Below are 14,624 nucleotides of genomic sequence, written 5' to 3' on the forward strand. Positions count from 1 at the left end.
TTTAATTGGACAGGGAGTTAACTTTCCGTCGCGTTCAACTCAGCACTTGCCCGCTAATCTTCCGGAACACCTCGTAGCTGCGCCGGGCGCATTCCGAGATCGCGATCGGATGGAAGCCGCTCACTTCCGCATACAGCGTATCGTTCAGCTTCGCCGTCCACTGTTCCGGCAGCCGCTTCGCACCGAGCATTGCCCCCATAATCGAGCCGACCGTCGCGCCGTTGCAATCGGTGTCCCAGCCGCCCAGCACCGCCGTCGTAATCGCCAGCTCATAGTCGCCGCGGGCGAAGACGAGTGCCGCCGCGCACAGGGCGGCATTGTTGATCGTGTGGACGGGATGGTAATGCTTGAAAGCTTCCCAGATTTGTTCCGCCAGCTCCACCTGATCGGCGGCCATCCGGGCAATGGCAACGGCCTTGCGGACATCATGCGCCAGCCGGCAATTGGCCGGAATTTCGCTTAGCCCGATCTCGACGATCCGCTCCGCATCCGTCTCCGCAAACGCGGCCGCAATCATCGCCGCTACGAACATCTCGCCGTAGATGCCGTTCTTCACATGGGAGAACGAAGCATCACGCCAGGCGAACTCTGCGGCCAGCTCCGGGTGGGCTGCCGCACCGTAGGCAAGGCCGTCGGCGCGGATCTGGGCCCCGATCCATTCGCGGAACGGATTCAAATGCATTCGCACCCACTCGATTTTTTCCTTCCAATCATCCGGCTTATCGTATTCGGTCACATGCGCAAAATTGAGATAAGCCTGCGTCTCGGCTGTGCACACTTGTCCGTACGTCAACCGTGCATGCCACAGCTTGCCCATATCCCACGAGTCCCAATCGATCCCTTTCTCCTCCAGCATAAGCAGGCCAATGACCGTATAGCGGATATCGTCGTCCGTTTCCATGAAGCCGATCGTATCCCGCACGCTCTTGCTGCCATACGGAGCGAGCCCCAGGCCGTGTTCCTTCTCCGCCCGGGAATGGGCTGGCGTGTAGTCACGGATGGGCCAAGCATCCGCACCTTCGAACCAGAGCCGGATGTTGGCCCAACCGGGCTTGTCGTCGGTGCCGTACATGTAAGGCCCGATCTCCAACGGCTTGCCGAGCGCGCAGCCGGCACATCGGCCAAGCCACGCCCCGTGGAATTTGTCCTGCCATTCGGCCTCGGTCCAATTGGCCTGCAGCTTGCGCGGGCCCTCCGGCCGCTCGGCACGGATCTCGGCCAAGCCGTTCGGCTCCGTATAAGGGAAATCGGCAGCCGGTTCCAGCGCCGAGAGCTCTGCATATACGGCCATCAGCTTCCCTTCATCCCCGGCAGCCGCCTCCAGCTTGGCATGAAAGCCTTCGACAGGGCAGCCCTCCTCCTCGCGCTGCTTGATTTCCTCCCGTACCCATCCGTATAACACATCCACAGACGCCATCGTTCCACTCTCCGTTTCGCATCTTATTATGCTTTAACCGTTGCAGTATCATTGTAAGCCGGGCTCTATTCGATCGTCCTCCCAAGAACAGCTGGATTATTATCAAAAAGGGCTAACTTTGCTGCATTCGCCCGGTAGTCGTACGGCGTCGCCCCAACCAACTGCTTGAACGTCCGATAGAACGGGGCCTGGCTCTGGAACCCGCTGGCATGGATGATGTCGGCGATCGGCAAGTCGGTGGCCACAAGCAGCCGCTTCGCTTCATTGACGCGCAGTTGAAGCAAATACTCCTTGAACCCCTGACCGAGCTTTTCTGTGAACAGGTGGCGGGTGCGGGACGGGCTCAACGACAGTACGCGGGCCGCGTCGGATAGGGTCAGCGGTTCCCGGAAACGCTCCTTCATATAATCCAAAGCCGGCTTGATGCGGTAATACGATGCAATCGCCCGGCTCCGGTCCTCAAGCGGCGTGAACTCCCCATAGTGGCGCAGCAGCAAGGCGCATATCTCGATAATTTTGCTTCGCATCATCCCTTTATAGCCGCTTTGCTTCTGCCGATCCTCCTCCCATATTTGCCGGAACAACGCGCCGATACTGGCGGCGACAGGCAACTGTCCGGCAATGCGGTTGTGGAACTGCTGCGGATAATAGACGAACGGAAGCAGAAGCTCCGGATCCGCCTGCTCGATAATCATGGCGTCGAAATAGATAAAAAAGTAATTGCTTGGGTTGCACGGATCCGAGGACGCGGCATGCCGCTCCGTATTGTTGACGACAAACACGTCCCCCGGCTGAGCCGTATACCTCTTTTCTCCAAAATAAAACGTGCCTGTTCCCGACAAGCAGTACCCGATTTCCAGATGATCATGCGTATGGAACGGGTCGATATGCGTTCTCGGCGACCATTCGAAAATATAGACAGACCGATCCTTCAACGCCGTCGCTTCCTTTCATGTCCCAGATAAGAAAATAACGGTTGCTTATGTTGATTGCGCTTTCAGTTTATCATAAATGTCTGGAATGGAACGATGGGCATAAGGGCTCGCACGATCGCAGTTGGCGTTTGCATAACCGAAGGGAGTAGAGTAGTATAAAAAAAGAGACCGAACCGTCCGGTCTCAAAAGGGCAGGCATGAGAGGAGGGAAAAGGTTCTGGCAGATCCCGGAATGGCCGAGCACAGCTGGGGATTATTCCCAACCATTCGAGGTGTCTGCGCTGGGCTTGCTTCCAGAGGAATCGGCGCCTACGCAGGCTTAAATGTCGCCAGCCATCTCTCGATCTGTGCCGAGGCATGATGAACATGCCGATTGTCCCGGGTTAGGCGGCTTGCCATAATCCCCCCTTCAATCGATGAGAAAATAAAGGAGGCGGCCGCTTCGGTATCCATGTCCGGCTGGAATTCCCCGTCGGCTATTCCCTGCTGGAGGATGCCCTGAATGAAGGACAGCATCTGGCCGTAAGCTTCCAGTGCCTGATCTCGAAGGATAGGGAAGGAATGATCGCTTTCGATGGCGGTATTCAGGAACGGGCATCCCCCTTTCATCGGAGGATTGTGCGCGGCATCACTATATACTTCGCACATGGCCCGGATCTTGTCCGTTGCCGTCCGGCAATTCTCCAGCGCGGCGGAAAAATGGCTCCAGAGCACTTCGCCAGCATATTTGAACGCTTCGATCGCAATATCGTCCTTGCTCGGGAAGCTCCGGTACAGCCCGCCTTTGGTCAAGCCGGTGGCGTCCATAATCTCTTGCATCGTCGTGGCGGCGTATCCCTTCTGATTGAAGAGCTCCGCCGATTTCATGATGATATGAAGCTTTGTTTTTTCTCCTTTGCGCATGATCCTGGTCCTTTCGGGAATCCGTTCATTACCGTTCAATGGCTGTCATTCGTATACCAATCATAGCATAACTTCTCTGGCAAATGGTAAGGTGGACAAGATGGAACGATCCTGTCAGCACCCCGCTATTGCCGTCCTATTTTGATCCGAGCGAGGTATCAACCTATGTCCAAACGAAAACTATCCACTTGGTCTCTGCTTGCTGTCATTGCCGGTTACATCATATACGTCCTGTATATCAATTACCTTCACGATCCGCAGGCCGCTGCATTTTTGGGCCGTAAATCCAATGCCGCCCGTCCCATTAACGCCCAGGTGTGGCTGCCGGTAATGCAGATACATGTGGCATTCGCCTGCCTGGCGATCCTGTCGGGAGCGGTTAACTTTTTACATACGCTGCTGAGAAAATACCGCCTCTTCCATCGAATCAACGGCTATCTGTATGTGATCTCCGTTTTCGCCGTGGTGCTGACTTCAGGCTATATGGCTCCGTATGCAACGGGAGGGAAGCCAGCGAGCATTGCATTCAATCTGTTGAACATGATCTGGATGTTCATCACGGTGATGGCAATCGTGAAAATAAAAAAGAAGCAGCTGATCCGGCACCGGGCATGGATGATTCGCAGCTACGTCTTTTGCTTCACGAACCTAACCATTCATCTCCTCGCCTTTGCGCTCCATGACGGATTGGGCTTGCCGTATCCGGCCAGCTACACGGCTGCCGTCTATGCTGCGATCCTGCTGCTCTTCGGGTTGGCGGAGATCGTGATACGCCGGATTGGCCGATCTCCTATTGACTTCAATCGCTCTGAAGCGGCATAAGCGAGCAGGGGCGGGGCCTGGAAGTTCGTCCTTAGCACGGCATTGGCCACGACAGGAAGATCAAGCGAACGAATTCACCTGAATAGCAAGCCGAACAGCCCGGGGGACCCCGGGCTGCGGTATTTACCGAGATGCGGTTCGATGCCCGCCTGCACTAATGAGCAGCTTGATTGGCCAGCCAGCCGGCCAGTTCTTCGGTCTGGGCCAGCACGGCGAGCGGATCGTAGTACCAGGAGCGCTCTTCGGGCCATATGTAGAGTTGGTTCTTCTTCACCGCCGGAAGATTGCCCCATATCGGATCGGCACGGAAATCATACACCGTCCGCACGTTGGAGGTCATAATGATATAATCGCCCGCATACTGCTCCAGCACTTCGTCCGATATTTCGGCCCACTGCTTGTCCATAAGTTCCTCCGCGATGCCGGCTGGAGGCTTGCGTCCCAATGCCTGGTACACCGGCTGGCCGCCGCGCCCGAAGTTATCCCCGTATACCCAGGTCGTCTTGTCCGCATACTCCATGATGGAAAAGGTGGCATCTGGCGGAATGGCGGCATCAACGGCCGCTTTCGCTGCGGCTATGCGCCGGTCATATGCGTCGAGCCAGGCTTTGGCCTCGGCTTCCTTCCCGAACAGCTTACCGAAATAGGACAGCTCCTCATGTGCATTTTTCAATTCACCGTAGGGAATGACCACCGTCGGCGCAATCTTGCTGAGCAGCTCGTAGTTCTCGCCGTTGCCGCTAATGATGAGATCCGGCTGGAGAGCGAGGATATGCTCGGCGGACGGCTTCCCGTATACCCCGGTATCGGCGACTCCGGTCAGCGCTTCCTTGAAATAATAATTCTGTAGCGTCAAGCCGGGCGCTCCCACAGGGATGATATCGAGAGCAATCAGGCTGCCCAAATATTCCTCGGCTACGATACGCTTCGGGTGAACCGGAATATCAATCTCCCCATTGACGGTTGAAATGGTCTTCCTTGCTTCCGCTTCCGGCGAAGCCTCGCCATCGCCGGCCGCTGGGGCGCCGGAACTTCCAGCAGCAGTCTGTGCTGCTTCACCGCCGCTCGAAGCGGCGCCGAAGTTGGCTGACTCTGCGCCTCCGCAGGCAGAGAGAACGGCAGCCATCAGAAGCAGAAGCGCGAAGAAGCAAGTGAGTGGACGCTTATTGGATTGGTGATGAGAACACAAAGTTATATCCCCCTTATGTGACAACGATAATCATTATCAATAGTGTCAACAACACTATACATCGAGGGAAGGGGGATGGCTATGCCTTGAAATGATGCCCGGTCATGCATTTTTGTGATGTCAGCGCCCTAAGCAGCTCGCTCAGCTGAGCCTGCGACGAGATCGGATCATAGCCGAAGAACAATTCCGGCTGGTTCATTACATATACCCGATGATTCCGGACGGAATCCATATCCAGCCATTCTGAGGATTGGAATAAGCGCCGGATGCGCTGACGGGAACCTGGGGCGGAAGGCAGCGCGACAATGAAAATATAATCGGCCGTAAAGGACGGGATCGATTCGATATCGGCTTCTATATATCCTCGTGTCGCGATGTCCAGCTCCAGCAGCCGGGAGGGAGGACGGAAGCCGAGATCCTCGTAGAGGATGTGGCATCCTCGTCCGAAGCTGCTGCCGAAGCAGTACGCGGCCTGGGAACCGATCTCCCAGACGATCGCGGTTCCCCGGCTGCCCAGCGCCCGATCAAGCAGAAGATTGCCCCTGCCAATCCGTTCATCATAATGGGCCAGCCAGCGCTCGGCTTGGAGCCTCTTGTCTGCAATGTCGGCGATAAGGCAGAACTGCTCGCGCCAGTTCATCGTCTTGAACGGCAGTCCGAGGACCGGCGCTACCGGAAGGAGGCTTCCGTTCTCCTCCGCCGTGCTGTAGTTGATGATCACATCCGGCTTCGCGGCGGCGATCGCTTCGCAGTAAGCGGCTCGAGTATGTCCATAAGGATTCAGCCTTGGCCCGATAGCCTGGTTGCTTCCGAGCTGCATCTGTTCGAGCCACGAGGAGTAGACGCCCAGCTCGGGCATGACATCGAGCGCCAGCAGGCTGGCGGTATGGTTGAGGTTCAGCGCGGCAATTCGTCTGCGCTTCCGTTGATAGGCGGTGGGGGATATCCCGACCGCCTGTTTGAATTTGCGGCTCAAATAAAAGCTGTCCTTGTAGCCTACCTCCTGGGCCAGCGTGGTCAAATCCGGCGCACCGGTCAAGAGGCGGCGTTGGGCGCTGCGAATTCGAAGCAGGGTCAGATGGGCATTGAAGGTTCGTCCGGTACGCTTGCGGAACGTGCGTGAAAAATGCTCCGGGCTGACATGGGCCAGCGCAGCCATATGCTCCCGCGTCAGGTCGTCGCTGTAGCGGCTCTCCATATAATGCAGGGCTTGCTCCACCCAGTCGCTGGCCGGCTCCAGCCGACTCTCCAATTCGCTGTACAGCTCTGCGAGCAGCTCGATGAACAGCTGTTGAGCCCGCAATGGCTTGTCTGGCTGAGGCTCTCGCCAGGCACGTTCCAACTCGCACGCCAATTGGATGACTTTGGCTGGACAACGGTGCAGCGGCACCGGGTGCTTCAAGCCGTTCGCAGCGGAACCGCCGGCGGTCAAGCCGCGGTAATCGATCAAGATTCCCCGCAGCGGAGAATCCGGGTTCGGCTGCAGCTCCAGCGAGGGCCCGGCGTCGCACAGCACCGCGCTTCCCCGGGACAGCTCATGCTGAACCCCGTTGATGCGGAGCATTCCGTTCCCGCCGCTTACGATGAGGATGCGGAATAGCGGTGCTGCTGCCTCCAGGGCATCGTCCCCAGTTGGTTCGCCCCATTCGGTTACGCGAACAGGAATATAGAAGGAGTCAAGGGCTAGTGTCAACCCAATGCGAGCAGAGGGGGATTTTTGCATCATGCTCTCTCCTGATTATTGATAATCATTCTCATTGTGTATTATACCAGATGCTTCGATTGCTTGGCGAGGCGCTCTGAGCAAGTTGCTTTCCCCCATTGGATCACCCATGCCATGCATGTGGGGTGGCTCAGTCGGACTGCCTCCCATACGGTGAGTCTTGCGAATATCTGCAATTTGTGATAAAAGGTCTATAACACATAAAACCAGTCGCTAGTGGCAGCAAGACTACGGTAAAGGAGCGATCGAACGATGGAATGGAAAGAGATTACGACAGCTGACGAGTGGGCAGACCTGTTGGAACAATCGGCGGAGCGCGGGGTTGTCGTGCTGAAGCATAGCACCACTTGTCCCGTAAGCTCGAATGCGCTGAACGAGTACGAGCAGTATTTGCAGGGCAATCCGAACCGCGATATCGATTATGTTCTCGTCAAGGTGATCGAGTCCCGCCCCGTCTCCAATCAGATTGCCGAGGATCTCGATGTGAAGCATGAGTCGCCGCAAATCATTTATGTCAAAGACAAGCAAAAATACTGGACGGCCTCCCATTGGGCGGTAACGACCGAGCATATGGCGGCGGTATTGGATTAAAGCGGCCATGAAAAAAAATGGAGCCCGTTCCGGATGACCGGGCGGGCTTCTTGTCTATCATGGGTGAACACGAACCATGCCGCAACCTAGTACTTTTTCTCGAATAGAACTTCTCCATTGTCGGAGACGGCTGTAACCGAAGCGGGATAACCTTCCATACCTATTGCGATTTCTGTATAGATGGTTTGATTTGCTCCTACCTTAATTCCAGAAACCTCTCCATTAGGATAGCTAATATAGATTGTATTGACACGATGATCATTGATGCTTCCCGTTACGATATGAATTCTTTTTTTTATGTTGTCAGATATCGTTTCGCTAACCATATTATATATGCTAATCGGGTCATGATTCGTTAGCTTCGTTCCATCCAGAAAGCCTAGCTCATAGTTATCATCGGGCATTTTTTCAGCATACATAACAGCATGCCAGTTCACACTGTCTTTTTCAAAAAGAAAGGTCACAAACCAGGATTTCTCCAAGACATTCACATCTACGACGCGAAAATTTTCTACATTACTTCCATATTTCGTATTTGTGGATGTTGTCAAAAGCTCTTCTAAGCTATCCTCTAGTACATGTATGCTCTTCTCTTCCGTTTCTTTTTCCCTGTTATCAGTACAGCCAGCAATCATACTCACAAGAAAAGCGAAAAGAACAATGATGATTTTAAACTTTTTCATCGTACATCACCTTTGATTTACTATTTAACCCATTTCTTACGTCGTGGCGGCATTTTTAATATTTATATGTATGAGAACCAGCCGAAAAAAAACCTTGCTCCTAAAGAAATCTGGGGGAGTCGCCGATGATATTCAAGGAAGGGAAATTGTGGATGATCATTCCATCCTAGTATAGCACTCGTATAGAGAGAAAGAGGGTAAAAGAGAAACGATGAAATGGCAGTGGCACAAGATCGCAATGGCAGTAGTCATCGGGTCCATGCTGGTCACCGGATGTGGCAACGGTAGCGGGTCACAGAACAGCTCGGACAGCAAGCAGGAAGGAGCCGATAGTACGTCCTCTCAACCCACCGCGGAGAAATCCGCGCCGAAGAAGAAAACGTTCACCAGCCTCGACGGCACGATGCAATTGACCTTGCCAAGCACCTGGAGACAGGATGATGAGATCAACAATATCGTGCCCTTTGCTGCCTACCATAGGAGCCAGAGCAGGTTGGCCGTCGCGAGCAAGGTGCCGAAGGCTGATTTGGAGGACGCGGCGACGTTGGACGATATTATCGAGTGGATAATCACGAACTTCGATGATGTGAAGATAGATGAGATGGAAGTTATTGAAATCCGGGATGCCACCGTTGGGCCTGACGCAGCCAAGCAGCTGGAATTCCGCGGCCTCGCCAAAAACGGCACGAAAAAGAAAAACCGTTATCTCGTTACAGCCTTGGAGAAGGGGGACTATTTCTACCAGATCACATTCTGGACGGAAGACATCAAGTTCGACAAATATAAGGAGGAATTTGAACAGGCCACACAGACATTCAAGGTGCTGAAAGCGAGCGATTCGGAAGCGGCGGCCACAGCCCCGGCAAAGCCGAAAGTGTTCAAAAGCGCCGACAGCCGGATGGAGCTGACGCTGACGGCCAATTGGTTGGCGTACCCGTTAAACGAAGATGCCGAGATATCCGCCTTCTATCCTGCGGGCAATGAATTCGTCATCGTCGTCTCTGACGCGCGCGAGGAGATGGGAGATATCCAGACCCTCGAAGACTACTATGACCTGCTGTATGAGCGGAGCTATAGCGAGCTTGCGCCAGAGGGGTCTGTCGAGCCGAAGAGCGTGGCAATCAACGGCTTGCCTGCATTGCAGTTCGAGATCCAATGGGTCTCAGAGGACAAAACTAAAATCGCGATGCTCATTACGCTGATCGAATCGCCGGAGCAGTTCACGCAGGTGGTTTTCTGGACAATTCAGTCGAAAATCGAGCAGAAGCGCGAGCGCTTCATCGAGGCCGCGGCTTCCTATAAGGAGCACGCCCAGTAATCCATACATGATGACAGTTACGAACATCAAGGCTGGGAGTTCCCGTGAGGAGAGACCTGGTCTTCTTGCTTCTGATGCCTCGGTGGAGATTTCCCCCCGTTCCCGGTGGCTGGGTGAACTCCTGGCCCGATGTTCGTGCCAAGGTCCTAGTTATTTGTGGGTATGCGTTCGCTAGAGAGACAGAAAGAAGGGTAAAAGGGAAACGATGAGTAGACAATGGTATAAGGCCGCAGCGGCGGTCATGATCGCGGCCGTGCTGGCGGCCGGATGCGGCGGCGGCTCGCAGAACGAGGCGGAGACATCTGCGCCAAAGGGCACAACATTCACCAGCCTCGATGGCAACATGCAGCTGACCTTGCCGGACAGCTGGAGGCAGGATGAGGAGTCCAGTCAAAGGGCGCGGATCGCCGCTAACCACAAGAGCAAGGACAGGTTCGTCATCGTAAAGAGGACGGCGAAGGCCGATCTGGAAGACGGGACAACCGTGGATGATATCGTTAATCGGACCATCAACATCTTCGATACGATTACAATGGATGATATGGAAATGCTCGAGATCCGGGATGTCACCGTCGGCTCTGACGCAGCCAAGCAGATCGAAGTCCGCGGCATTGACAAAAATGCTACGAAGGAAAAACTCCGTTTCCTTGTTACGACATTGGAGAAGGGGGATTATTTCTACCAACTCGTATTCTGTGCGAAGGAATACAAGTTCGACAGATATAAAGATGAATTCGAGAAAGGCATTCAGTCGTTCAAGGCTATCTCACCAAGCGCCGCTGAGGCAGAAGCCAGCGATCCGGAAAAACCGAGCGTGTTCCAGAGCGCCGATAAGAGGATGGAGCTGACGCTTACGTCCAACTGGATGGTATATCCAATGAATCCGGATGCTGAGATCTCCGCTTACTATCCTGCGGAGAAGGAATTCGTCATCGTCATCCCGGACGCACGCGAGGAGATGGGGGAGATAGAGACGCTCGAAGATTACTATGACCTGGTGTACGAGCTTAACTTTAGCGAGTTCATGCCGGGAGGGCCAGTAGAAGAGCCAAGAAACGTGGAAATTAACGGCCTGTCAGCCCTGCAGTTCGAGATTCAGGGCGTCTCGGAGGACAAAGAAAAAATCGCGATGCTCATTACGCTGATTGAATCGCCGCAGCAGTTCACACAGGCGATCTTCTGGACAACCCAGTCGAACATCGAGAAGAAGCGCGAGAGCTTCATCGAGGCCGCGGCTTCCTATAAGGAGCATGATTCCTAACAGCTGCCTGTAAGAGTGCCAGCGAATCGGTTGGCCGGGTTTCTCCGTGAGGAGATTCCCGGCCTTCATGCATCAACATTTCCCTATGTCTCATCCAAAAAATCCATCACGATACTCGTAAATTCAGCCGGCGACTCCAAATGCGGATAATGGCCGCAGTTGTCCATTTTGACGAGGCGTGCACCTTCGATTCGGTCATATAGAATATGGCATACCCGTTTATTGAACGGCAGATCGAACTCGGCCTCGATAATGAGCGTCGGGGTGCGAATCTCTTCCAGGCGGCGAATCGCATGCGGGAGAAGCGGCCGGTGAAGGGAGGGCTTGCTGCGGTAGAATCCAGCGTTGCCGATGTACAGCCGTTTGAACTGCTGCTTCCGGCTTTCCTCGCGCGGCACCAAGTAGCTCCAGAATTTTTTGTTCATAAAAATTTCCCCAGCCGCTTCGATGCCCAGCCGCCGGACCCGCAAAAAATCCATCAGGCCTTCCCAAGTCAGGCGGAACGGATAGGATGCGCCATGAACGGATGGCCCGACGAGAATCAGCTTATTGACGCGGTCCGGATATTGCAGCGTGAAGTCGATGGCCGCCGCGCCTCCGAACGAAGAGGCGACGATATGGGCGGAGAATACCCCGCAATAGTCTAGTACGGCTCGAATGTCCTCATAATACGAGAACGGCCCGGTTGGTTCATCGCTCATGCCGTAGCCGCGCTGGTCATAGCGAATAACCTTGTACTGTGCCGCGAACGCTTCCGTGTGGTCATCCCAGACGGACAGATTGCTGTAGCCGCCGTGCAGCAGCAGGACGGGCTCTCCTTCCCCTTCAACGCCAAGACGAAAAGCAACCCCATCGATGACACGCTGGTCAGCAAGTCTCATTGATTTTCCCCTCCTTCTCTTCATGCGAGCATCTGCGTAACGTTCCCTCGTACCCTTGCCATCCCGCCCTAGTGGAGCGCCGAGAACACCTTTCACCAGCAGATTATAATAGGGGTAAACGCCACGGCAAACAAATTTTTCAAAATCGCGAATGTCTGTGGAGCTCTCTCCCTTCGAGCCGGACAACTATGATACACTAGCAGTAACAAAACGAGGCTATAGTAAGGAGAACAAGAGGATGAAGCTGATTTCGTGGAACGTCAACGGTCTGCGGGCCTGCGTCAATAAAGGGTTTATCGATTATTTCAAGGCAAGCGATGCCGATATTTTTTGCGTGCAGGAGACGAAGCTGCAGGAGGGGCAGATCTGCCTGGAGCTGGGCGAGTCGTACCGGCAGTATTGGAATTATGCGGAGAAAAAAGGGTACTCCGGCACCGCCGTCTTTACGAGAATCGAGCCTCTCTCGGTACGCTACGGCATGGAGGAGGACAGAGAACCGGAGGGACGGATGATTACGCTGGAATTCGAGTCCTTCTATCTCGTTACGGTGTATACGCCCAACGCGAAGCGCGATCTGTCCCGGCTGGAATACCGGCTGGAGTGGGAGGAGCGCTTCCGCCGCTACTTGCAGGAGCTGGATGCCCGCAAGCCGGTTATCGTGTGCGGCGATTTGAACGTGGCTCATCAGGAGATGGATCTGAAGAATGCGAAGTCGAACCATGGCAACTCCGGCTTCACTCCGGAAGAGCGGGACAAGATGACCCGGCTGCTGGATGCCGGATTTACCGATACGTTCCGGCATCGCTATCCGGACCGTACGGACGCTTATACATGGTGGTCGTTCATGCCGAAGGTACGGGAACGGAATATTGGCTGGCGGATTGATTATTTCCTTGTCTCCGCCCGCTTGAAGGAATATATCAAGGATGCGGAGATTGATGCGGCTATTACCGGCAGCGATCACTGCCCCGTCATTCTGGAGATGGAGGATCTCCCGGTGGAGTCGCCGAAGCGAGGCGAACATAATTCTTGATGATACAGATGTGCCGCAGCTTGAAAGCTGCGGTTTTTTTCATGCTGGTGTGATTGCGATGCTGCCGCTGTTCTGTGGAGTATGTCGAGCAGCCGTATTCGGTATGCGGATCACGAGCCTCGCATTATCTGCGACTCGATTCCTGCGAATTTACAGCAATTTCTCGCTTTGGCTGGCGCATGCGATAGAATTCCTGCACAACGGCAGCTTTCATCCGTCAGTCTTACAATTTGAACAGAAATGGCCCAAAATTGATGTCGATTTGCAGGCTTCTCTTCTTCGTTACGATGTCGGTAAAAAGCTGCGTTTTTGCCGGATTTTTTGACATTTGATCGAAAAGGGCGTGCTCCCGGGCCACACTAGCCGCAACGCCTGCACAAAAAGCCGAACAAGGCAGCCTCAATCCAACATACGAACTCCTTTTTGAGCCCTCGGATATCCCGCACGGATTATCAAGAAATCGGCACCGAAATACGGCATAATGACAGTAGAAAAACGAACAGAGGGTAGAGGATGAGATGAACGACTATCGAAGAATTCAAGCGGCGATCGAGTATATTGAAGGCCATCTCCAAGAAGAGCTGCACATTGCCGACATCGCCGCCCAAGCGTGGTACTCGCCGTTTCATTTCCAGCGCATGTTCCGGGCCATCTCCGGCTTCACGGTTCAGGAGTACATCCGCAAGCGGAGATTGTCTGAAGCGGCCCAGGTGCTGAGAAGCAACGGCCAGAGCATTCTCGAGATTGCTCTTGCCTATCAGTACAAGTCTCAGGAGTCATTTACCCGCGCCTTCGAGAACTGTTTCGGTATATCGCCGGGGAAGTACCGTAAGGCGGATCTGGCCTGTTCGCGCCAGGAAAAAATAAATTTCATTGACGATCCGTCAAGCCGAAAGGGGAATGATGCTTTGATGAAGCCGACCATTGCAGACTTGCCTGCCAAGGAGATTGTAGGATATGCATACCGGACGACCTTGAATGATGACCGGCACTATGTGGAGATTCCGGACTTCTACCGGGAGTTCGGAGAATGTCAGCGCTATGCGCGTATTCCCGACCCGGCGGCGCCCAACATGGCGTATGGCGTTTCCTGCGAGTTCGGGGACAGCGGCGAGTTTACATTCGTAGTCGGGGAGGAGGTCCAGCCCGGCATCGATGCCGGCCAATTGGAGCCTGGTTATGTTCATATGCAGCTTCCGGCAGGGACCTATGCGGAGTTCAAGGCATATGGGCCGGCGCATACGGTACAGGAGATTCGGGATTATATTTACGGCACCTGGCTTCCCCAGTCGAACTATGACCGCAGGGAGGGGCCCGATTTCGAGGTGACGGATGTGATGAAGTCTTCCTATCCGGACGAGATGAGAATCAAAATCTATATACCGATATGCAGCGGGGAGGATCGGAAGTAACCGGGATATGAAGCAGCGGCGGAGCAGGGAGCTCCGCCGCTGAACGTATCGGGACCGCGCCGCCGGGGGCGGCGCTTCTTATTTGAGAGATGACAAATCACACCTCATTCGTAAACCCTCCCGGTACTTGGCGGGTATAGGGATCGGCCAGACGAAGCTGACAGACGGTTATCGTGAACAGGGGAGTAGGGCTCGATTAGGTCTTGTCGGACATGGCAGTGCCGTCCTCCGCCGGAGCGGCTGCAGCCTCTTCTTGCTTCTCTTCTTTTCTTCTCCAGCCCATAATGACCGGTCCTAGCAGGAGAATGCCGAACTTGACGGCGTTTATCGGCGGCCCATCTGTTTCCATGAACTGGACCTAAGTCGGGTTTCGTTTACTTCGTCGGACCGGAGATGGATGCGGCTCAGCGTGATATACTGAAGCAGACCAATCAGGCGGACTGGGTGTTCATCTAA

Annotated in this window: 15 protein-coding genes; 7 read left to right on the forward strand and 8 right to left on the reverse strand. The window is 54.4% G+C overall.

What is annotated here, in order from left to right:
• Positions 1–34: 34 nt before the first annotated feature.
• From NNL35_RS03185 to NNL35_RS03195, 3 genes are all read right to left on the reverse strand, one after another.
• A complete protein-coding gene (locus tag NNL35_RS03185) occupies positions 35–1,417 on the reverse strand; it encodes an ADP-ribosylglycohydrolase family protein (protein WP_006677226.1) in 1,383 nt (460 codons plus the stop codon).
• A 65-nt stretch (positions 1,418–1,482) separates the two neighbouring features.
• The gene (locus tag NNL35_RS03190) at positions 1,483–2,352 is read right to left on the reverse strand and encodes an AraC family transcriptional regulator (protein WP_006677225.1); all 870 of its coding nucleotides are present in this window, start codon (positions 2,350–2,352) and stop codon (positions 1,483–1,485) included.
• A 309-nt stretch (positions 2,353–2,661) separates the two neighbouring features.
• Entirely contained in the window at positions 2,662–3,255 is a 594-nt protein-coding gene (locus NNL35_RS03195) for a TetR/AcrR family transcriptional regulator (protein ID WP_006677224.1), read from the reverse strand.
• A 165-nt stretch (positions 3,256–3,420) separates the two neighbouring features.
• On the opposite strand from NNL35_RS03195, the gene NNL35_RS03200 reads away from it, so the two are divergent.
• Positions 3,421–4,077: a DUF2306 domain-containing protein gene (locus tag NNL35_RS03200; RefSeq protein ID WP_006677223.1), complete on the forward strand. Its 657-nt coding sequence runs from the start codon at positions 3,421–3,423 to the stop codon at positions 4,075–4,077.
• 154 nt (positions 4,078–4,231) lie between these two features.
• On the opposite strand, the gene NNL35_RS03205 is transcribed toward NNL35_RS03200, so the two are convergent.
• Entirely contained in the window at positions 4,232–5,266 is a 1,035-nt protein-coding gene (locus NNL35_RS03205) for an ABC transporter substrate-binding protein (protein WP_006677222.1), read from the reverse strand.
• A gap of 79 nt (positions 5,267–5,345) precedes the next feature.
• Entirely contained in the window at positions 5,346–6,989 is a 1,644-nt protein-coding gene (locus NNL35_RS03210; RefSeq protein ID WP_006677221.1) for a helix-turn-helix domain-containing protein, read from the reverse strand.
• A gap of 252 nt (positions 6,990–7,241) precedes the next feature.
• Here NNL35_RS03210 and ytxJ point away from each other — a divergent pair, with 252 nt between their 5' ends.
• Positions 7,242–7,580, forward strand: coding sequence for a bacillithiol system redox-active protein YtxJ (ytxJ, locus tag NNL35_RS03215; protein ID WP_006677220.1), 339 nt, complete (start codon positions 7,242–7,244; stop codon positions 7,578–7,580).
• A gap of 86 nt (positions 7,581–7,666) precedes the next feature.
• Here ytxJ and NNL35_RS03220 read toward each other — a convergent pair whose 3' ends face one another.
• On the reverse strand, positions 7,667–8,263 hold the full coding sequence (locus NNL35_RS03220) for a hypothetical protein (RefSeq protein ID WP_006677219.1): 597 nt from the start codon (positions 8,261–8,263) through the stop codon (positions 7,667–7,669).
• Positions 8,264–8,474: 211 nt separating this feature from the next.
• On the opposite strand from NNL35_RS03220, the gene NNL35_RS03225 reads away from it, so the two are divergent.
• Positions 8,475–9,581 (forward strand): PsbP-related protein, encoded by a 1,107-nt coding sequence (locus NNL35_RS03225; protein WP_006677218.1) that lies wholly within the window; start codon positions 8,475–8,477, stop codon positions 9,579–9,581.
• A 205-nt stretch (positions 9,582–9,786) separates the two neighbouring features.
• Positions 9,787–10,842 (forward strand): PsbP-related protein, encoded by a 1,056-nt coding sequence (locus NNL35_RS03230; RefSeq protein WP_006677217.1) that lies wholly within the window; start codon positions 9,787–9,789, stop codon positions 10,840–10,842.
• 83 nt (positions 10,843–10,925) lie between these two features.
• Here NNL35_RS03230 and NNL35_RS03235 read toward each other — a convergent pair whose 3' ends face one another.
• Positions 10,926–11,723 carry an alpha/beta fold hydrolase gene (locus NNL35_RS03235; protein WP_006677216.1) on the reverse strand — a complete coding sequence of 266 codons (798 nt, stop codon included), beginning with the start codon at positions 11,721–11,723 and terminating at the stop codon, positions 10,926–10,928.
• A 238-nt stretch (positions 11,724–11,961) separates the two neighbouring features.
• Between NNL35_RS03235 and NNL35_RS03240 the strand changes: the two genes are divergently transcribed.
• The 3 genes from NNL35_RS03240 to NNL35_RS03250 all read left to right on the forward strand — a co-directional run bounded on the left by NNL35_RS03240 (position 11,962) and on the right by NNL35_RS03250 (position 14,168).
• Positions 11,962–12,756 carry an exodeoxyribonuclease III gene (locus NNL35_RS03240; RefSeq protein ID WP_006677215.1) on the forward strand — a complete coding sequence of 265 codons (795 nt, stop codon included), beginning with the start codon at positions 11,962–11,964 and terminating at the stop codon, positions 12,754–12,756.
• 10 nt (positions 12,757–12,766) lie between these two features.
• Positions 12,767–13,081, forward strand: a complete 315-nt coding sequence (locus tag NNL35_RS03245; RefSeq protein ID WP_138985632.1) for a hypothetical protein — start codon at positions 12,767–12,769, stop codon at positions 13,079–13,081.
• A 193-nt stretch (positions 13,082–13,274) separates the two neighbouring features.
• A complete protein-coding gene (locus NNL35_RS03250) occupies positions 13,275–14,168 on the forward strand; it encodes an effector binding domain-containing protein (protein ID WP_006677214.1) in 894 nt (297 codons plus the stop codon).
• Between the two features lie 196 nt (positions 14,169–14,364).
• On the opposite strand, the gene NNL35_RS03255 is transcribed toward NNL35_RS03250, so the two are convergent.
• A complete protein-coding gene (locus NNL35_RS03255) occupies positions 14,365–14,517 on the reverse strand; it encodes a hypothetical protein (protein WP_158000450.1) in 153 nt (50 codons plus the stop codon).
• Between the last annotated feature and the right edge of the window lie 107 nt (positions 14,518–14,624).

The sequence above is a fragment of the Paenibacillus dendritiformis genome, assembly GCF_945605565.1.
Lineage (GTDB): Bacteria > Bacillota > Bacilli > Paenibacillales > Paenibacillaceae > Paenibacillus_B > Paenibacillus_B dendritiformis_A.